Origin of the sequence: Nocardia sp. XZ_19_369 (genome assembly GCF_015355715.1) — a bacterium.
Classification (GTDB): domain Bacteria; phylum Actinomycetota; class Actinomycetes; order Mycobacteriales; family Mycobacteriaceae; genus Nocardia.
Genome location: NZ_JACVED010000003.1, coordinates 478,141 through 498,955 on the forward strand (window position 1 = coordinate 478,141; position 20,815 = coordinate 498,955).

Annotated in this window: 11 protein-coding genes; 9 read left to right on the plus strand and 2 right to left on the minus strand. The window is 68.3% G+C overall.

The genetic code is table 11. From position 1 onward, the window contains the following. Window positions 1-15 precede the first annotated feature (15 nt). Both IBX18_RS13735 and IBX18_RS13740 read right to left on the minus strand, forming a co-directional pair. Window positions 16-2,328, minus strand: a complete 2,313-nt coding sequence (locus IBX18_RS13735; protein ID WP_194834063.1) for a serine/threonine-protein kinase — start codon at window positions 2,326-2,328, stop codon at window positions 16-18. Between the two features lie 101 nt (window positions 2,329-2,429). Next, window positions 2,430-3,995 (minus strand): amino acid permease, encoded by a 1,566-nt coding sequence (locus IBX18_RS13740; protein WP_194834064.1) that lies wholly within the window; start codon window positions 3,993-3,995, stop codon window positions 2,430-2,432. Between the two features lie 285 nt (window positions 3,996-4,280). Here IBX18_RS13740 and IBX18_RS13745 point away from each other — a divergent pair, with 285 nt between their 5' ends. The 9 genes from IBX18_RS13745 to IBX18_RS13785 all read left to right on the plus strand — a co-directional run bounded on the left by IBX18_RS13745 (window position 4,281) and on the right by IBX18_RS13785 (window position 20,813). Then, window positions 4,281-5,063, plus strand: coding sequence for a MerR family transcriptional regulator (locus IBX18_RS13745; RefSeq protein WP_194834065.1), 783 nt, complete (start codon window positions 4,281-4,283; stop codon window positions 5,061-5,063). 445 nt (window positions 5,064-5,508) lie between these two features. Next, window positions 5,509-5,832: a hypothetical protein gene (locus IBX18_RS13750; RefSeq protein ID WP_194834066.1), complete on the plus strand. Its 324-nt coding sequence runs from the start codon at window positions 5,509-5,511 to the stop codon at window positions 5,830-5,832. 116 nt (window positions 5,833-5,948) lie between these two features. Then, window positions 5,949-15,779, plus strand: coding sequence for a hypothetical protein (locus IBX18_RS13755; protein WP_194834067.1), 9,831 nt, complete (start codon window positions 5,949-5,951; stop codon window positions 15,777-15,779). 138 nt (window positions 15,780-15,917) lie between these two features. Continuing rightward, window positions 15,918-16,883 (plus strand): alpha/beta hydrolase, encoded by a 966-nt coding sequence (locus IBX18_RS13760; protein WP_194834068.1) that lies wholly within the window; start codon window positions 15,918-15,920, stop codon window positions 16,881-16,883. A 97-nt stretch (window positions 16,884-16,980) separates the two neighbouring features. Beyond that, window positions 16,981-17,469, plus strand: a complete 489-nt coding sequence (locus IBX18_RS13765; RefSeq protein WP_194834069.1) for a DUF6301 family protein — start codon at window positions 16,981-16,983, stop codon at window positions 17,467-17,469. Continuing rightward, window positions 17,466-17,915, plus strand: coding sequence for a hypothetical protein (locus IBX18_RS13770; protein WP_194834070.1), 450 nt, complete (start codon window positions 17,466-17,468; stop codon window positions 17,913-17,915). The genes IBX18_RS13765 and IBX18_RS13770 overlap by 4 nt, the downstream gene beginning before the upstream one ends. A gap of 192 nt (window positions 17,916-18,107) precedes the next feature. Continuing rightward, a complete protein-coding gene (locus IBX18_RS13775; RefSeq protein ID WP_194834071.1) occupies window positions 18,108-19,748 on the plus strand; it encodes a hypothetical protein in 1,641 nt (546 codons plus the stop codon). A gap of 200 nt (window positions 19,749-19,948) precedes the next feature. After that, entirely contained in the window at window positions 19,949-20,278 is a 330-nt protein-coding gene (locus tag IBX18_RS13780; RefSeq protein ID WP_194834072.1) for a hypothetical protein, read from the plus strand. Window positions 20,279-20,294: 16 nt separating this feature from the next. After that, complete coding sequence (locus tag IBX18_RS13785) at window positions 20,295-20,813, plus strand: YbaB/EbfC family nucleoid-associated protein (RefSeq protein ID WP_306796254.1); 519 nt, start codon at window positions 20,295-20,297, stop codon at window positions 20,811-20,813. Window positions 20,814-20,815 lie beyond the last annotated feature (2 nt).

Sequence of the window (20,815 nt, forward strand, 5' to 3'; positions counted from 1 at the left end):
AGCAGTGCGCCTCGGCTACCACAGGGAACGAGGCCGAATCTCGTTGGCCAAGTCGATGAGTGCATAGCGATGCAGCCGATTCGGTGTCGTGCGCGCTACCGCACGCAACACCGACTCCAGGCCGCCGCGCAGACCCGCCTCGGTATAGCGGAAGCCGAGGATCGTGGCGGGGGGCGTTTCCGGTTGCCCACCCCTGTGCAGCCAGGCCAGCGCGGCGCCGAGGACTATCGCCCGCAACTGCATCAGTCGCGGCTCGTCCGGTAGTGCGTGCAGATGCGCCGCCGCCGCGTCGAGGTCGGCCTGGGTCAGCTCGTCCACCGGTCTGGTGACCAGCAGCAGGCACGCGGTCATCCGCGCGGCATTGTGGTGCCGCGAGGAATCCGGCACCTGCTGCATCGTCGCGACGGCGGTGGTTATGTCCCCGTCGACGGCCAGCCGTCGCACCAGACCGAACGCCGCGCTCGCCACCCCGCGGGTATTCCGCCAGACGGACCGGTAATGCTCCGTCGCCGCCCGGTGCCACCGATCCGGCTCATCGGGGTTCTCCTGCGTCTGCAAGAGGAGCTCGGCGGTCGCGGCGAGCGCGAGCAGCGGCGCGATCTCACCGGGGACCATGGAGTGCACGCGATCGAACTGCTCGTACGCCGATTCGTATTCGGCGCAACACAGTTCGGCGATGCCGGTGTACCAGTCGATCCGCCAGTCCGTGCGATAGTCGGCCCGCAAGCGCGCCAGGCTTTCCCGCGCCTGCTCGACCTCCCCGAGATCGAGGTGCGCCCGCACCGCGGTCAATGTCCCTTCCAGGTCGAAGCTTTCGGGTGTGCCGACGACTCCCGCGCTCATGTCGGCGGTGCTCTGGCGCAGGGTGTCGAGCGCTTGCCGCGGATCGCCGTGCAACAACGGCGACAGCAGCTCCGCACTCGGAACCTCGCTGTCGATCAACGGCACCGGCAGCGCGGCGACGACGCTCGCGGTGTCGAGCACGGGCAGGCGATGGGCATCGTCGACGAAACCCACGTTCTGACGGATCAGCGTGTCGATACCGAAATCGCCACGCGGTGAACCGAATACAGCGGAGGTCTGCGGATACTCCCGATTGGTGTCCTCGGCCAGGACCGCGCGGAGCACGCCCGCGAGCTGGCGGTACATCGCGTACGCCGAGGGAAAGCGTTGTGCCGGATCGGGATCGGTGGCCCGCCGCAGCAGCCGTTCGAAGGACGGATAGCGACGCAGCACCGGTTCTTCCTCCGCCGACGGAATGCCGGGGAGTTTCGGGCCGCGCGGTTCGGTGGGCATGTCCAGCGTCAACGCGGCCAATGTTCGTCCGACGGTATGGATGTCGGAGGCCACGGTCGGTCCGGTCTGGGTGAACTCCGGGGCCTGGTACCCGTGCGTGCCGTAGAGGCTGCCGCCGGATTCCCTGGCCGCCACCGCGCCGAGGTCGATGAGTTTCACCTCGTCCTCGGTGACCATGATGTTGTCGGGTTTGAGGTCGTTGTAGGCCAGGCCGAACGAATGCAGGTAATCGAGCGCGGGCAGCACCTCCATCACATAGGCGATGGCCTCGGCGACGGGAATGCGTTCTGGCGCACGGAGATCGAGCATCGTCTTCAGCGATTGCCCGCCCACGTACTCCATCACGATGTACCCGCACGGAATGCCCTCCGCGGACCGGTGTTTGACGAAGTTGAAGATCTTCACGATCCCCGGATGCGCCATCTCCGCGAGGAACTGACGCTCGGCCAGCGCCACCACGTGCGCCTCGAAGTCGAGCGGGTTCTGCAACCCCTTCAAGACCACCCAGCGGTCGCTGACATTGCGGTCGAGTGCCAGGAAGATCCAGCCCATCCCGCCGTAGGCGAGGCAGCCCTGCACCTCGTATTGGCCGGCGATCAGATCGCCGCGGGCCAGCAGCGGCCGGAAGTTGAACGGTGAGTCGCACCGGGGACACTTGCCCGCCGACGCGCCGTCGCCGTTGTCGGCCGAGCGGCCGACGGGCTTCTGGCATTTCCAGCAGAACCGCTTGTCCTCGGGAACTTCGGGATTGCGCAGCATCGCGGTGGCCGGGTCGACCAGCGACACCCGCGGCAGCTCGACCAGGCCCGCGCTGAGGCGGCGCACGCTGCGGGACCGAACGCTGCGGCTGGAGCGGGTTTCGGCCTCCGACGAGATCGAATCCTCGTCGTCGGACGACCACGCCTCGGTCGCCGATACCCGTCGGGTCGCCCAGGGGAAGGTGGCTCGATACGCCATTTCGGTGGGGTCGCGAATCAGTGTGCCGGCGCGGGCGACGGGGGGAGGATCGTCGGAGCCATTGAAGTCCGGCATTCGACCCTCTCAACACCCACGAAGACAACATCGGGCCGACACCGCCACGCCCCGCAGCCCCGGTGGGTCGCCGTGCTGCGGAGGGGCGGGACAGGTCGGCCTTAGCGCGATTCTGCCTCATCGTGCGGTGTCGTGCCGTTGCTTGCGCCGGATATATCGGCGATGCGGTGGTCGCGGTGCTCCAGTGGGCGCTCGGCCAGCACCGGGAACGCGCCGGTGAAGCCGGTGCGTATCGCCGCGACATGCAAGACCCGGCGCCGCGCGAGGAACCAGCCGCCGACGAGGGCGGGAACCATGATCACGCCCATCGCGATGACGGCGCCGCGCTGCACGTCGCTGTTGCTGAACAGCATGAGCAGCACCACCGCGGCGAGGAACACCAGCGTCGCGATGCTGGTGTATGGCGCGCCGACCAGGCGGAAGGCGGGGCGCACCAGCCGTCCCTCGCGGGACCATTGCCACAGCTTGAGCTGGCAGAGCACGATCGCCGCCCAGGCCGTGATGGTGCCGAGGGCCGACATGTTCAGGACGATCTCGAAGGCCTTCTCCGGGACCAGGGCATTGAGCCCGACACCGACCAGGGCAACCGCGCCGGTCGCGAGGATGCCGACGTAGGGCACGCCGCGCCGGGACATCAGCGCCGCCACGTTGGGCGCGCTGCCGTTCATCGCCATCGAACGCAGAATGCGGCCGGTCGAGTACAGCCCGGCGTTGAGGCTGGAGAAGGCTGCGGTCAGCACCACCAGGTTCATCATCGTGCCCGCGCCGTCGATGCCGATCTTGGAGAAGAACGTGACGAAGGGGCTCTCGCCGGACTTGAAGGCGGTGTAGGGCAACAGGAGCGAGAGCAACACCAGCGAGCCGACGTAGAACACCGCGATCCGGGCGATGACCGAGTTGATCGCGCGCGGCATGATCTTCTCCGGGTTCTCCGCCTCACCGGCCGCGGTGCCGATCAATTCCACTGCGGCATAGGCGAAGATGACGCCGGTGGTGCACAGCACGACCGGAATCAGGCCGTTCGGGAGCAGGCCGCCGTTGTCGCTGATCACGCTGACGCCGGTGCTGTTGCCTTCGATCGGGAACCGGCCCGCGAGGAAGAAGGTGCCGACGATCAGGAAGCCCATGAGCGCGATCACCTTGATCAGCGCCGCCCAGAACTCCATCTCGCCGAACCACCGCACCGACACCATGTTGATGCTCACCACCAGCGCCAGCGCGATGAGCGCGATGGTCCACTGCGGGATGACCTGCAGGCTGCCCCAGTAGTGCACGTAGGTGGCGATCGCGGTGATGTCGACGATGCCGGTCATGCACCAGTGGAAGAAGTACATCCAGCCGACGCCGAACGCCAGCTTTTCGCCGTAGAACTCGCGGGCGTAGGAGACGAACGAGCCGGAGGACGGACGATGCAGGATCAGCTCACCGAGCGCCCGCAGGATGAAGAACACGAACACGCCGCACACCGCGTACGCGAGGAAAAGCCCCGGCCCGGCCTCCTTCAACCGCCCGCCCGCGCCGAGGAAGAGCCCGGTGCCGATCGCGCCACCGATCGCGATCATCTGTAGCTGCCGCGGGCGCAGCGCCTTGTGATATCCCACATCCTCGGCGTGTAGCGCCCGCGCGGCCTGCTCCTGCGTCGCTGAGGGAGGTCGAACGATAGTCATGCGTGGCCTTTCCTGTGACGGCAGTCATAACGCTCCATAACGTACCGTTGTTTAACGGCACGTTCAATACACGTACATGATTGTCATCTGAGGACATGAGATCGTCACATGGCGAGAGCCAACGGCTATCGGAGGGCAAACCGCTGCGGGCGGCTTCGGTCGGCACATCGGCGCGGGACAGCGGGCTCAGCGAACGGCCTGCGGTCCATGGCTGCAGTGGAATGGTGAAGTACCGCACCCTCGGACCAGCGATCAACCCACGTTTCGGTGTGGTTTCCTTGAGATATGGCAGCGGGTACGGAGTTTACGATCGACGAGCTGGCGCGTGAGGCGGGTACGACCGTGCGGAGCCTGCGCGTCTATCACGAGCGTGGGGTGCTGCCGCCCCCGCAGGTGAAGGGGCGAACCGGGTTCTACGGGTCCGACCATCTCAACCGGGTGCGCACCATCGGCCGGTTGCTGGATCGGGGCATCAAGCTGAACGGCATCCGGGAACTGCTCGAGGCCTGGGATCGCGGCGACGACCTGGGCGACATCCTCGGCGTTCCGGAACCGGAGGCCCTCGCGCATGTCGCGATGCCGGCCGAGACCGCGGTGCCGATGCATCCCGATGCGCCACCGGCGGTCAGTGAAATGGTCATTGCCGCAACGGAACTCGCGGATCTCTACCGTGATGTCCCGCAGGGGCTCGCGCGGGTCGTCGCCTCCGGCATGTACGAGCCGCTCGACGCCGCCACCTATCGCGTGGCGGACCATCAGCTCGTTCGGATCGCTCAGCAGTTGGCGGTGTCGGGTGCGCCGCCGGCCCAGGTGCTCGACGAGGTCGAACGGTTGCGCGGCGATTGCGACCGGATCGCGCGTCGTTTCGTAGACGGATTCGAGCGCACGGCGTGGCGGGCGTTCCGGCAATCGGGGCGCACGTCGGCGGATCGGGCCGAACTTGCCGAGCGCGTTGCCGCCGTTCGGGTTGTGCCTGGTCAAGTCGCGGCCGAACTGGTCGATCGATTCGTCGCCAAATATCTCGAACGCGATATCCCTGAGTTGGCTGACGAGTTCCCAGGTCAGTAAGAAGGATCGGTTTTCTCCGAGGGCTCGAGCGCGCCTATAACTTGCCGCTGGACAGCGGTACGTTGTTCAATGTAGCGTCGGGGTTGGGATCTGGGGGCATGCGCAAAGCGACGCCAAGCTGAGCATGCCCCCGGAACCTTATGGCCGGGCCGCTCGCTCGAGTGTCCGCTCCCGGCTGCGGCGTGCCGCGCTCCTATGACGACGTGACCGTGCCGTCGTCGGCCGGTCCCCGCGGTGCCGACGGATATCAGTCCGCCCGCCGAACATCAACGCGTATAGCACATTTCGCTGGACCAACGGCTAGGTGTACCCACCTGTTGCATGTAACTGTCGCGGCACTCTCCGTTCATGTGCGGGCAACAGGGGAGTTGCTATCGACTGTCATCGTCGGATGCGTACGAGCTGAAGTGGGTGCGGGTGACCGCACGTACGCGGAGGGAACGCGGTGGCGGACAAAGTCCAGTACGAGTCGGAGCTGTTCTTCAAGGCGGCCAAGAAGACCGGAGACGCACGCGACCGGATCAACGGGGTACTGAGCACCTTGCAGGCCTCGATCAACTCCCGTGGCAACCCCTGGGGCAACGACACTCTCGGCCGCAGTTTCGCGAACGGGGCGGATGGCTCGGGCGGCTACACCTCGTCCCGGGACAACATCATCATGGGCGCGCAGAACATCGCAGGCTCACTCGGCAACTTCTCCACCGGCCAGACCAAGAGCGCCAAGCTGCTGGAAAAGATGGAGCGCGGCAACCGCGATGGTTTCAGCTGATCCACGCTTCGTGCGCAGCTGAGGACCGGGCAAGCCGAAGCGCGCCCGGTCGCCGAGGTCGTCGCCTGCGGCGGCCCGGATACCGTGTCGCGCTGCTGACAGCGGGATAACCGAACATGATCGAATTACCTGGCTGGCTGGAATGGCTCGAGCCGATCGTCGGCATGGAGTGGCCGGAGGGCAACGAGGACCAGATGTGGGCGCTGGCCCAGGACTGGCACACCGCCGCCGACGAGCTGCGCGCCGTGCTCTTCGATATCGACGCGGCCAAGAGCGCCTCGCTGACCGCCTATCCGGTCGGCGAGGGCGTCGAAGAGATGATCAAGGGCTTCGACAGCATGCGGTCCGGCGACGGGTCGGGCCAGGATCAGTCGGTGCAGAAGCTGGCCGAGCTGTTCGACCAGATCGGTGAATCCGCGCACAGCGTCGGCACCGAGATCGAGTACGCGAAGCTGATGTACTGGAGCTCGCTCGGCCTGCTGGCCGCCGAACTCGCTGCCGCGTGGCTGTTTCCGCCGACCGCGCCCGCGGTGCAGGCGGTCGCGATCGGCATCACCAGGGTGGCGGTGCGCATCATCGGCCAGCGGGTGGTCGCCGCGATCATCCGGCACGTCGGCAAGCTCGTCGCCTCGAAGTTCGCGAAATTCATGCTGCGGCACGTGGCGATCGATACGGTGCTCGGCACGCTGCAGGAGCTCGGCGTCCAGCAGTGGCAGGTATCGCAGGGGAATCGCAAGGAGATCAACTGGGAGCAGGTCGCGGTCACCGCCGTCAGCTCGGCCGCGGGCGGAGCGGCGGCAGGCCCGTTCGGCGATTGGCTCGGCAACAAGCTCAGCGCGGAGATGAAGCCGTGGATGCGGGCCGCGATCACCGGTCCCGCCGCCGGTTTGGTCGGTGCCGGAGCGGGTTTCGTCGCCGCGACCGCCACGCAGTTCGGGATCGACGCCGCCAAGAACGGCTGGGGCGATGCGTGGGACAACCTGAAGAACACTCAGGTCGACTGGCGGATGTTCACCGCGGGCGCCTCGAACGGCGCGATGTCGGCGGTGAACAAGGTTGGGGCACAGCATGCTTGGGGGAACATGCGGCCGGAGATGTTCAACAGGTCCAGTTTCGGATCCCGGTTCGACGACATCTTCAACACGGCGGGCAGTGACGGTTCGAGCTCGAATGACGGTGCACGCGTGGGGCTTCGGCCCGACGGTGCCGGGTTGCCTGCCGGTGCCGGGGATGGCAGCGGACGGGGTACGTCCGGTGACGATGGCCGAACTGGGGCGGGTGACCGGGGAGCGGCCGGCGACAACGGCCGCAGTACGGCGGGTGAAGACACGACCCGGCCCGCCGGAGCTTCGGATGCCGACGGCAGGGGTACCGGGGGAGAGGCCGGTGCGCGGCAGGCCGGCGCGGATACGGCCAACGGCCGGGACTCGGGCGAGGCCACCGGAACAACCGACAGATCGGGTGACGGCAGGGGATCGACTGACGATGCCGCATCGAACGAAGCCGCAGATCGGTCGAGCGACAACACATCCCGGGGAGAAGACCGCGCCGCTGGGGATCAGACGTCGGACACTCGTTCCACCGGTGAATCGCAAACGCGGGCAGGCGACAGCAGTACACGATCGATCGATGGCGCACCCCCGAGCGCCGACCATATTGCCGCACAGTCTGATTCGGCGGACACCGGAACGCAACGGGCAGGAGCTGCGCCGGAGGCGGACGCCGTGCGCGGGGCAGGCTCCGATGGCCTGATCGACGCCGCATCTACCGGCAATGACCCAGTTCCGTTGCACAACAACGTCGGTGACGGCTTGGCTACCACCGCACCGGCCCATGCCGCGCCCACCGCAAACCCGGCGTCTACTCCCGCGCAGCCGACAACGGCGAATCCCACCGGTGGTGGCGAAAGCCGTAGCACCCCAGCATCTTCCACTGTTCCTCGCGCGGCGTCGCCGGACCTACGCGCGCAGACCGGTTCTGACACGCCTCGGGTCGAGCAACCACGCCCGCAAGCGGGTATGGAACCGCGGGCTGGCGCCCCGGACAGCCGCCCGGCCGGCGAGTCCCGCCCGGTGGGCGATCGACCCCGGGCCGGTGACCTCCGTGCGGACGGCGCCGAGTCGAGCCGCACGGGCCTCGCAGACACCGCGGCGCACGGCACGGACCACCAGTCGGCGCTGCAGTCCGAGTCCACCGGTGAGCAGCCCTCGCGTACTCGGGCCGAGGCGGACGGTTCCGCGCCGGTACGGCAGACGGTCGAGTCCGCGGTGCCCGCCGATGGTCCGCCACCTCGAGATGCAGGCGACCCGTCGGCTCTCGACGTGGTCGGCCTGCTGCCACTGGCGGCAGTAGCGGGCGCGGAGGCCTCGCCACGATCGGATCGGACCGCGGAGACCGTCGCACGCACCGACGACGACAGTGCCGCAGCCCAACCTGATCCATCGAACATCGACCATCCGCGCGACTGTGCGGTGCGCAGTCTCGAATTGATCCGCCAGCTCACCGGCAGCCCGGTGATCGAAGTGCCGACCAGGGAGGTCGGCCTGGACGGCGTGTCCCAGGACGATATCGAGCGGGCAGCGCAGGCGCCGCTACGAGATGTCGCTGACCACAATGAGATTCGTGACGCGCTGATGTACGAGACAAGGCCGGACGGAGGTCTGATCCTCGACTCCGACAGCAACCCGATCGAGCGCCCCGACGGGGTGGCCGCGCTGGTCGTGGACGTGTACGGCAAGACCGACGAGCACAACGTCGGCGCGCACGCCTACGTGTTGGTCAAGGAGAACGGCGAGATCGTGGTGCACGATCTCGCAGCCGGACTTCGGCACCCGTTCCCGCCGATCCTGCCGGGTTCGGACTATCCGGTTCAGCTCACGCGCACGATCCTGTTCGACGAGAACGGGATTCCGCAGCAGCGCGATGATGCCCAGGTGCCGCCACGGGAACCGGCGCTGCGCGAAGTCGGCGTCGGGCAACGGCCCCCCGAGCCGGACGGCGGACCCGTCGAACCGGCATCGGGCTCGAACGGTGGCTCCCGGAAGCCACCCATCGAACCGCCGGCTTCTCCCGGTGACCCTGGCGACGAGTCGACATCGAAACCGAAGCAGGACAACGACTCCAGCGATCCCTCGGTGCTGGAACCGGACTCGATAATGCTCGCCGACGACGCCCATCCGCTCACTCTCGACATCGACGGTGAACCAGTGCCGCTGGCGCTGCAGCCGGACGGCGAAGACCGTTGGCGCGCAGTACCCGCCGACGAAGGCGACGCGCCTGCTCGGCGGGAGGCCTCCGGCGAAGTCGAGAAGAAATCACGAGTTCGCAACGCGTGGGAACGCTTTCGGGACCGGACCTACGTACGCGGCTATCAGGGCGACAACCCCAAATACCCGTCGGGCTCGGGTGAGGACGGCCGCGGGCAGACGGCCCTGCGTGATGGGGCCGTCGCCGCACCGGGCCTGTTCGATCCGCCGCCCCCAGCCCCTGCGCCGACCCCGCCGCCGAACCCGGACGTCCCGACTATGGGGCCCGCCCCTTCTCCGGAAGGGTCGGGCGGCGCGCCCAACGTCGCTCGCATCCTCAAGGAGGGCGCGACGATGTGGCTGAACCGGGAACACGTGCCCATTCTGGGTCAGCTGTCGGGACGCGTTCCCGACGCGGCGGGTGACTACGTAGCGCCGCGCACCGCCGACGGGGCGGAGTATCGGTTCTGGGTCAGCGACGCGGACCCGGAGCTGGTTCGGCAGACCATTACCGATCTGTATGAAGTGCAACGGATTTCGGCGGAGGAGGCCAGAGCCGTCCTCGAAGACGCACTCACCGTTGCCGATCCGGATCAGCGTCAGCGGATCGTCGACGATATGGAGCGGTTGGGGCTGGTCTCCGAGGAGGAGGCCAGGGTACTCGAGCAGGAGCCGCCCCCGCCGCCGGAGCCGGTGGCCGAGCCGGATGGGCCGCCACCGGAGAACGAGTCGCTGTCCGAGCTGGCGGATCGGCTCGGCTTCGATCTGCCCGACGAGGATCCGGCGACGGTCCGCAGGCTCATCGACGAGCAGGAGTACCGCACGCTGCGCGAAGCCGCGGCGATCGAAGGCCTCGCGGACGCGTTCCGGCGCTACAACGAGGAACAAACCCGCCCGTACACCACGGAGGATGTGGCAGGCCGAGACTCGCGACCGGCCCTCGGCGACGGCGAGCAGCGAAATCGGCCGCCCGGTGAGCTCGAGGGGCCCGACGCGCGCAGGCGCGACGAGGACGACGACGAGGACTTCTTCCTCGACGACGAGTTCGACGAGTCCGACCAGCGTCCCGTCCGGCGCGGCGAGCCGGACCCGGCCGGTCAGCCCGTCCGGTACGCCGATGAAGTCAGCTTCTTCGACGAAAACCCGATGGGCCGGTTCCTCAAAGAGATCAACGCGGCCTTCAACGGTTCGCCCGGCGTGCAGAACTACACGCCGGTTGGCAACGGCGCGGACCCACTGAAGGAATGGGGTGATATCGGGCCGGAGGACGACGAACTCGGTCGTGACCAAGGGCCGCGTGCGTTCTTCGAGCATGCGCTGCGCCGCGATCAGCTCCGCGACGAATTGTCTACCTGGGCACAGATGTTCGGTCTCGACCTGGACTCGCTCAGCACGCAGCTCTTCGACCAGCTGCGAGCTGAGAACCAGGCCCGCGCCGAGCGGGTCACCGAATTCGCCGATGCCGCCGAGTTCCGCCTGTATCCCGCATCCGACGATCAGCCGCCCGTCGGGCAGCCGTACGGCGACCAGGTCGTCCGCATCCCGGTCGGGGAGGGCGTGCCGGATCGCCTCGTGGTCATCGATGGGGCACAGGATCGCTCCGCCGCACTGGCCAGGGCGCTCGCCGAGAACCCGGACCTCGCGCAGGCGCTCGATCGCGGTGAAGTTCAAGTGGATTACCACTCCGCGCGCACGGACCGGTCCGGTCGGATCTACCTCGACCCGGTCGATACACCCGACGTCTACCACCACCGGGAAACCATCGATGGCCGCGAGCTCGCGGTGACTCTGTTGCGCGACAGCGACGGTCAGTGGCGGCCCGTCGTACTCGACCCGGCCGACGTACCGCTCAGCGAACCGGCCGCCGGGGACGCTCCGGAAGCGCCGCCGCGGCCACGCGCCGAAATCCTCGCGGAGCTGGTGGATCTGGCGCAGACACTCGGGCTCGGCCCGGAGTCGATGCACCCCGATCGGCTCGCGCAGACGATCGCGGATCTGCAGCTGGACAACGCCGTTCGGGCCGGGCAGATCGAGGCGCTCGCCGACTTCGCGCGCTCGATGAACGACATCGCGTCCTTCAACGACATCAGTGATGCGCGTAGCCAATTGGCCCTGCGCCTCGGCATTCCCGAAGCGGAGCTGACCCCGCAGCGCCTCGCGGAAGGGCTGACCGACAACGACTTCCGCAATGCGTTGCGGGCACAGCAGGTCGCCGACCTCGTCGCCTACGCCAAGCAACTCCGCGATCTCGATCCGGCCGCCTTCGTCGCCGCGCGCGACCAGCTGGCGCAGCGGCTCGGGGTGGAGCCGTCGGAGCTGTTTCCGCCGAAGTACACCAAGAACGAAGCGGGCCGGCTTGTGCACGGGCTGGACTCGAACAGCCTCGATCCCAAGAAACTACGCAAGCTGCTCGCCCGGATGGAACGCGACGGCAAGCAGGAGCTGCTCACCGACGCGCTCACCGAGTACGCGGACGCACTGATCAGCAGCGACCCCTACTCCGACGTGCCGCGCGGTGACCTGTCCGCCGATCCGCGGGTGACCGGAGAGCCGCCGGTGCACGACCCCGACGCGATCCACGCGCTGCGCGACATCATCCGCGACGCACTGAGTTCCGGAGATCCGCTCGACTTCGGGCAGACGCTCGCGGACCATCCGGGACGACCCGACGGCGACGGTGCGTGGGATCGCGACAGCGACCCCGCGCGCAGCAGGCCCGACCCCAACCGGGACTGGGCCCGGCTGGTCGGCGTCGATCTCGCCGGAGCCGACGACGCCACATTCCGCAAGGTGTACGAGGCGTACCGCGATGGAAAGATCGAGAAGCACGAGGGGCTGACCCCTGCCGAGCTGGCCGCGGAAATCGCGAAGATGCGCGACGAGGTTCTTCAGCGAGCGGCGCAGATCCGGGACCTTGCCGACCTGGCGGTGGAGTTCTACCGAGCACCGGAGTCCCTCGGGTCGAGCGAGCAGTCCGGGCGACCCGGTGACGGTCCTGCCACGCCGCCTCCGTCGGGCGGACCCAACGAGGACGGACCCGCCCCGACCTCGACTCCCAGCGATCCGCCGCCCCGTCGACCCGGGTCAGGCGGTGCCGCCGAACGATCGGGTGGCAACGGTCAGCCACTCGTAGAAACACCCGGGACGAAGACAGACAGTGGTTCGGATAACGCTGCACGACAGCAGAATTCGGAGCACAGGCCCGGCGACCCCACTCGTCCGGTCGAGACACCGCCGCCCACCCCCGAGGAGCCGTCGACCGGCAAACCGGAAGTACGCGACGACCGCTCCGGTTCGGACCCGCAACCGGACGGGCGTTCGCGGATCGATGAGGCGTTGGCGCGTGAAGTGGCCGCACTCGATGAGTCGTATCGGCGTCACTCCGCGGAGGCCGACGCCGAGTTGCAGCGGGTGCTGGACCATCTCGAGCAGGTCGGTCGGGATCTGGCAGGCCGAATCGACGCCGGTGATGTTGTGCCGGAATCGAACTCGGCCGTACTGCCGTCGCGGATCGACGAGGCATTGGCGCGTGAGCTGGCGAAGGTGGACGAGGCCTACCGGCGGCACGCGGATGCAGCTGACGCCGAGTTGCAGCAGGTACTCGATCATCTCGAGCAGGTCGGGCGGGAGATATCCGGGCGCGCCGACATGCATGATGCTGTGCCGGAGACGGATTCGGGCGATCCGCGCTCGCGGATCGATGAGGCGTTGGCGCGTGAGCTGGCGAAGGTGGACGAGGCCTACCGGCGTCACGCCGACGCAGCCGATGCCGAACTGCGGCGAGTCCTGGACCACCTGGGACAGATCCGCAACGACCTCGCCGCCCAGGGGGAGCGCCAGCGCCTGATGGCGGATCTCGAGGACGCACACCGCGAGATATCCGCCAAATTCGACGAACTCGCGCGCCGCGACTCCAACGGTCCCGAGGAGGAACCACCCACCACCGCCGTCCCACCACAGGACCCACCGTCGGACCCGCCGGGATCGGCAGGCCGCATCCCACCGGCGCATCCGGATCCCGCTGCGGGCAAGGACCCTTCGGCCACCAACTCCGAGCCGTCAGCCAGCCGCGAACCCGAGACCGACCCGGACGGGACGACGACCCGCGTCCCGTCGCAGCACCCGAACCCTGTTCCGGGCGGCGATCCGTCGGTCGACAACGCTGACCCGTCGGCCAATAGCGAATCCGCGACAGATCCCGACCCCTCCCAGCGCACGCCAGGATCGGCCGACGAATCCGCTCCGAGACCCGAACCCGCCGAGGGCGGTACACGAACGAATCGCGGAAACGCCGGTGAACCTCCGGAATCCGATACCAGCCAAGGAGATTCGCACCGCATTCCACAGTTGCCCGGCCGAGCACTGAGGTCGCACATCCCGCATCCGCCCAAGGACTACGAGTTCGAATTCCCCGAGCCGTTCAATTCGGCCCCGAAACCATGGCCCGTACCCGACCCACAACCACCAACTCCGCCCGAACCTCCGCGACCCCCGGTCCCTCCGCGACCCCCGGTGCCTCCGCGTCCGCCGGTACCGCCCGAGCCTCCGCAACCGCCGGTGCCTCCGCGTCCGCCGGTACCGCCCGAGCCTCCGCAACCGCCGGTGCCTCCGCGTCCGCCGGTACCGCCCGAGCCCCCGCAACCGCCGGTACCCCCCAAACCTCCGCGCCCGCCGCTGCCTCCGTGGCCGCCGAATCTGCCTGACCCGCCGGACTTGCCTGTGCCGCCGGATCTGCCGGTGCCGCCGGGCCTGCCGGTGCCGCCGGATCTGCCGGTGCCGCCGGATCTACCTGTGCCGCCGGGCCTGCCTGTGCCGCCGGATCTGCCTGTGCCGCCGGATCTGCCTGTGCCGCCGGATCTACCTGTGCCACCGGGCCTACCTGTGCCACCAGATCTACCTATTCCACCGCAGTTGCCGGAGCTACCAGATTTGCCGTCACCTCCCGAGGTGCCTGCTCCGCCGGATGTGCCGTTGCCACCTGAGGTGCCGCGCCCACCGCTGCCCCCGTGGCTGCCCGTGCCGCCGGATCTGCCTATGCCGCCGGATTTGCCGTTGCCGCCGAATGTTCCGGTGCCACCGGGTCTGCCTGTCCCGCCGCCGGTCCCGGTGCCGCCGAATTTGCCTGTCCCGCCGGACCTGCCGCTGCCTCCTCAGGTGCCTGCTCCGCCGGATGTGCCGTTGCCACCTGAGGTGCCGCGCCCACCGCTACCTCCGTGGCCGCCGGTGCCGCCTGCTCCGCCGGATTTGCCACTGCCGCCGGATCTGCCTGCGCCACCGGATTTGCCGTTGCCGCCGAATGTTCCGGTGCCACCGGGTCCGCCTGTCCCGCCGCCGGTTCCGGTGCCGCCGAGTTTGCCTGCCCCGCCGGACCTGCCGTTGCCTCCCCCGGTGCCGGTGCCGCCGGGTGTGCCGGAGTTGCCGTCGCCGCCGGGTTCGCCTGTGCCGCCTCAGGTACCGGGCCCGCCGAATTTGCCGCAGCCGCCGCAAGCCCCGGTACCACCGGGTCTACCTGTCCCGCCGGACTTGCCGGTGCCGCCGCAGGTTCCGGTGCCGCCTGACGTGTCGCACCCGCCGTTGCCGCCGGGTTTGCCGTTGCCGCCTGAACTGCCGGACGTGCCGTTTCTGCCGGGTTCGCCTGTGCCGCCACAGGTACCGGGCCTGCCGGATTTGCCGGTGCCGCCGCAGGTTCCGGTGCCGCCTGACGTGTCGCACCCGCCGTTGCCGCCGGGTTTGCCGTTGCCGCCTGAACTGCCGGACGTGCCGTTTCTGCCGGGTTCGCCTGTGCCGCCACAGGTACCGGGCCTACCGGGTTCGCCGGTGCTGCCCCAGCCGCCGGTATCGCCCCAGCCGCCGGTATCGCCGGAGCTGCCGGTGTCGCCGGAGCTGCCGCACCCACCGCACCCACCACAGCCATCCGGTTCGCCGACCCCGCACGAGGTGCCGCTGCCACCGGAACCGCCTGCCGCCCCACAGCTGCCGACGCGACCGAACCTGCCTGTGCCTCCCGAACTGCCGAACCTGCCGCAGTCACCGCAGGCACCGGAGCAACCCAGGCCGCCTCAGGCGTGGGCACCACCGACGACATCTCCGCACCCGTCGACTCCGTCCCCGGATCTGCCCGCCCCTCCTGGTTCCGCGCCACCGTGGTCACCGGGGTCGTCGAATCCGACACCGGCCGAGCCGGTTCCACCGGGATCGTCGCTGCCACCAGTGCCCCCCTTCGCTCCGCTGCCGCCCATGAGCGGTGCACCGCAGGCGGGTGGCAACGGCAGCCGCAATGGCTATGGCCGGCGGTCGTGCACCAGTGACAACCGCAGCGGCACAACGATTGTCGTGCGGCCTTATGTCGGCTACGGCGTGTTCGCCGAGTTCGATCCGGCAAGTGGTGCGCTGCGCGCGACGCCCGCCGATATGAGTCGTCTCGGCGGCGTCTACGGCGATCTGGGGGAAGCCACGGTAGTGCTGTACCGCCACCACGGCAGGCTGGCGTTGCGTATCGGTGACCGCGACATCGATCTGGACGACCCGGTCACCGTCGACTGGTACCCCGCAGATCAGCGCAACACCAGATTCGTGGTCAGCGTCGCGGGCATCGTGGCCGCCACATTGACCTACCGGTCGCTGCCCGGCGACATGGATCTCGGCTTGCTGGTCCGTGACGTCGTCGCCGATCCGACCCGCCGCGCCACCATCTTCGCCTGACGCACAGGGCCACATGACGGACGTAAAGAATCGCCCGTCATGTGCCACGACACAGCAGGTAGTCCCGACTTCTGTGCACTCTGCTGAGTTGCTGTAACTCTTATTGCCGGCAACCACCGAAATTGCTTCAATCTATAGATGATCAAAGGTGATCCGGTGTCCATGGCCAGTCGTGGCGTGATCTTCGCGATGCAGTCCACCCTCCGCCCGTTGGGTGCCCGACTGCCTGCCAACCGGTACGGAGTCGCCGGCGCGCGGCTCGGTCTGGCCGTCGCCTGCCGGATCTGGTTCGACCGCACACTGCCGACCACACCGGTCGATGTCCCCGGCCCGCGTGGCCGCGCCATGGGGGAGTGGGTCGGCACGGTGCCACGACCGGGTCAGTCGCTGATCTATTACCTGCACGGCAGCGGCTACGTCGGTTGCAGCCCGGCCACCCATCGGGGCTTGGTATCCGAGCTGGCCCGACGACTGGACCGCTCCGCATTCACCCTGCGCTACCGCCGCGCTCCGGAACACCGATTCCCCGCCGCACACGACGACGTGCTCAACGGCTACCTCTGGCTGCTCGAACAGGGCCACGCCGCCCGAGACATCGTGCTCATGGGCGATTCGGCGGGCGGCCACCTGGCCCTCGGCCTGTGCGTACAGCTGCGCGAACTCGGCCTATCCCAACCCAAGGCCGTCGTCGGCTTCTCGGCCCTGGTCGATTCCACCTGGGCACTGGCCGACGCCCGCCGCGCCGAGGTGAAGGACGCCTTCATGTCCTTCACCCTCGCCACCCGAATGACCGGCCTCTACACCGGCACAGCCCATTTCGACGACCCAAGACTGAACGTGGCCGCCCACGTCGGCCCCGACCTACCGCCGATGCTCCTGCAGGCAGGCGCCGGCGAAATGCTCAGCGCCGACGCCGAGCACTACGGCGCCGCGCAACGCGCCGCGGGCGGCCGCTGCGAGGTACAGCTGTGGCCAGGCATGTTCCACGTCTTCCAGGTGGGCCATCGGGTCATGCCGGAGGCCCGCGCCGCCCTGACCGAGGTCGCGCGATTCGTCGCCGATATCGAGCGGGCGGAGGCCGAGCGGGGCCCGCTCTCGGCCTAGCTGAAGCAGCCCCTGGCTTGTTGTGCGTGGTTACGTGTTGTGGCACAGTCGATCGCGCAGAAAAGACGAGGTCCGACCGCACGGCTAGGGTGATCGCATGACGGAATGGCGCGCGTTGACCGACGCTGAGATTGTCGAGTTGGCTACCCGGTTGCGGTCATTGACCTGGCCCTCGCCCCTGGACGACGTACCGCAGTTGGCGGCGACTTTCGGCTGGAAGGTCATCACCGCGCGGCCGGAGTGGGTCATGCTCGATGCCGGCTTCGGTTTGAGCAGCGGAAAGGTGCAGGGCCGCGACGGCCTGGCGATGGAGCTCATGATCCGGGTCACCGATTTCGTGGCCGAGGACGCGGCGGGTAGAACTCGGATACTCGACGAGTTCGTCCGGACAACCACCGCGCTGACCGGTGCGCTCGGTGAACCCACCACGCGCATTCCGGGTTCGTCTCCCGAGCTCCGCTGGGCAGGAGAACAATCCTCGCTCGTGCTCCGAGACCTGGAAGTCTCGGTCCAGCTGGCGCTGGTCGCCAACTCGTGGCTCACGGCCCATGACGAAGCGGTCGCGTTGGAGCAGGGGCAGAGTTGACCGATTGGGATCAGTTCGCCGAGGGCTTGGCGCAGCATCTGGCCACCCTGCCCACGGGCGCGGTAGTGAAGATTATCGAGTCCGACGAGTCGGCCGAGGTGCCGAGGTACGCCCAGTTCCTCCAGTCCGACACCAAGTTGTTCGCCGAAGTGGTGGGGGACGACTGGCTCGATTCGGACAAGGGCGCGGGCGAGGCGGGGGCGCGACTGCTCGCCGAGGCGGGCTGGCATCAGCCCGACGACGCGCACAGCGGCAACTGGTGGTTCGATTCGGCGTGGCCGATCGACTCGGCGGCCTACCAGCGGCTCGCATCGATGGTGGTGACCGGGTTGCGCGACGCTTTCCGAGTCGCCGACCTCGCCGACTTCTATTACGAGGCATGGAACGGCAACGCGGGTAACCGCAAGCTGGATCTGCCGCTGCTCGGTATCCCACCGCTGGACTGATCATCCCCCCGCTGGGTTGATCGGACCGCCGCCGGCGATGAGGTCTGCGGCTGCCCACCACCCCGATGTTCGCCGCTCGCCGCGCGGCCCGCTGTGCCAGGATGGTGACGAGCGGTCTACCCATTTCGGGCAGGTCGCTGTTCGGTGGGTAGAGCCACCGTCCGGGTGTGCAGATGAGGAGATTTCCGCGACGTGACCAGTCCAGACGACCAGGCTCCGGACGACAGGCCCCGCGACGAGTCGGCCCCGGATCCCGATCAGCTCGGTGCCGAGACCACCGCTGCCCAAACGGCTTTCATGAAGCAGTTCCTGGCCCCCTTCGGCGAGTCGGCCGGCAGCACAGAACTCGGCGAGCAGGTCGACCACGAATCCGAGGCGGACGACGAGCCGGATGTCGGCTTCACCCTCGCCGGCGCCGAACCGCCGCCGATCGAGGATCCTGCCGAGCTCGCCACGGCGATCAGCCATCAGATCGTCCGGGTGCTGGCGGCCGACGGCCCGGAGGGCTGGACGCGGATGGAGGCGGTCTTCGCGGTGACCGTCGCGGCCGAGGTGGCGCTGGCCGTCTTCGTCGACGACGAGGACCACATGGCGCGGGCCTACCCGACGGAGGAGGTGCTGGCGCTGGTCCGTCAGCACCGGCACCTGTCGGCTCAGCTCAGCGACGGACCGTGGTGGCGCTACATCATGACCCTCACCAATACCGGTCAGGTCGAGGTCGATTACGACTACGGCGACGAACCGTTCCCGGATGAACAACTCTTCGCACCGGAGATCTACCGCGCCGACCTGGAGGTGTATCCGCGGGAGGTGCTGCCGGTGTGGCTGGCGGCCTACATCGGGCACGGCGATCGGCAGTTGCGAGCACCGCGGCAGGCCGCGATCCAGGCCCGCGCGGACCGGGACGCGGGCAGGCGCGGGGCGCTGGCGGCCACGGACTTCCCGGCGTTCCCGCTGCTGTGGGCCCGCTGGGCGGTGATCGCCGCGGGCTTCGTCGCGGCCGGATCGTCGTTCGGCCCGCGAGTTCTGCCCGCACTGAGCGTGTTCGAAGGTTCCAAGCGCAGCGGTTCCACCCTGTATGCGCTGCCTGGTGGCCGGGCCGTGCTGTCGGGCGGGGTGTGGAACGCACCGGAACTGAACGCGGTCTACAACCGCGGCGTGCCGATGCCCGCCTTGTACGCGGGTGCACCCGAGTGGGTAGCCGATCCGGTGCTGAACCCGCGGGCGGCCAATGGTCTACTCACGTTCTGCTACTGGTGGGAAGGCGGCAATTGGTATCGGGGTATGTCGCCGGCCGCCGATGAGCTCAGCGCCGCGGTGCCCGGCATGTGGTCGCCCGACTCCGTGACCGACATCGTGTCCGGGCTGATCGCGGAATCGCCGAGCCCGCGTCAGCGGCAAGCGGTCGCGAACCTGGTGTCCGCCGCGGAGATCGGCGTCGTCACCCGCTCCACCCTGGTCGACGTCTTCGGCGAGGACGGCACCTTCGACGTCGACAGCGCCCTCTACCAGCTGACCATGGCCGGGGTGACGATGACGGTGCCCGAGCCGATGCCGCAGGAGGACGCGATCGCCCGGGTGCGTCAGTTCATCCTCGACAGCGGCATGGACGTGTCCCGCTACCCGGTGGACGGCCTGCGCGCAGATCGGCTCAGCATCGGCTGGATGGTGTACGTGCCGACCGCGCCGGGTGAGATAGCTATCGGCCGGGCACTGTTCTACATCGCCGATGATGGTGTGCTGGAACAGTCGTCGTCCTCCGTGGCGCCGTCGCTGTACATCGCCGAGTTCGAGCAGCGGTTCCAGCGGCGACATGGCCAGGTAGACGCCTGATCACAGCGGGTGCGGACGGACCACACGCACCCGCGTGCCCCCAGTACTGGGGTGCCCGGTTGGAGTGGTCCACCAGTAGCGATGGTGTTACGGTTTATTGACTGGCGGCGGAGGCCGGGTGAATTGATCATGAACTCCGCCAATGATTTCAGGATCGAGCCGGGGGTTGGCGTCCCTCGCACTGCGGGAAAGGGTGCATTGTGGCGGAGAAATTCGAGGTCGATCCCGACGAGTTCCGCAAGGCCGCGGGTAAGACGGCCCACGTCGGCGACCGGATCAGTACTGCGGTGAGCAACCTGTCCGCGGCGATCGCCGGTCGCGGCGCCCCCTGGGGTGACGACAAGATGGGTAACCAGTTCGCCAACGGCCCCGGCGGCTCCGACGGATACGTGTCGTCCAGGACGAACCTCATCGACGGCACCACCGGGATGGGTACGACCTTCAAGGACACGGCCAAAGCCCAGCGCAAGGTTGCCGACCAGTTGCAGACCGAACTGGACAAGCGCAACGGCGATAGCTTCAAGAAGTGAGTAAGGGCCGGTAACCGTGGCACACGATTTTTCGCGGGGAGACGTCGCCGACCTGATGGAAGAGGTGCAGTCGCAGCTCCAGTCCATCGCGCGATTGCAACAACAGCGCACCGCGCTGATCGGCAAGGCCTCGGTACGGGGTGGCCGGGTGACCGTCGTGGTCAACGCCGACGGCGCCGTCATCGAGACCAAATTCGGTCGGGGCGTCGAAGACCTGGAGTACGCGGAATTGGCGCGCGCTGTCACCCAGGCGGCGCAAGAGGCCACCGCCGACGTGCGACGCCAGTCCGAAGAATTACTCGCGCCGTTCCAGCAGGAGCGGGCGCGACTGCCGAAGCTGTCGGATCTGGTGGAAGGAATGCCGGACCTCAGTGGCCAGATGCCCGCGCCGACACACGCCCCGATGAGCAAACCCGATTCGTTGGAGCGCGCCACCGCTGCCGACACCGACAGCGCCGCCATGACATTCAGCAACGTCGAGCCGCTCGACAATGTGAAGTCCCGGAAGCGTGGGGTCACCGATTCCGGTTGGTGATC

What these genes read in the sequence shown, in the direction of transcription:
- IBX18_RS13735 (WP_194834063.1), bottom strand. Translation starts at nt 2,328, where the DNA reads ATGCCGGACTTCAATGGCTCCGACGATCCTCCCCCCGTCGCCCGCGCC.
- IBX18_RS13740 (WP_194834064.1), bottom strand. Translation starts at nt 3,995, where the DNA reads ATGACTATCGTTCGACCTCCCTCAGCGACGCAGGAGCAGGCCGCGCGG.
- IBX18_RS13745 (WP_194834065.1), top strand. Translation starts at nt 4,281, where the DNA reads ATGGCAGCGGGTACGGAGTTTACGATCGACGAGCTGGCGCGTGAGGCG.
- IBX18_RS13755 (WP_194834067.1), top strand. Translation starts at nt 5,949, where the DNA reads ATGATCGAATTACCTGGCTGGCTGGAATGGCTCGAGCCGATCGTCGGC.
- IBX18_RS13760 (WP_194834068.1), top strand. Translation starts at nt 15,918, where the DNA reads ATGATCAAAGGTGATCCGGTGTCCATGGCCAGTCGTGGCGTGATCTTC.
- IBX18_RS13765 (WP_194834069.1), top strand. Translation starts at nt 16,981, where the DNA reads ATGACGGAATGGCGCGCGTTGACCGACGCTGAGATTGTCGAGTTGGCT.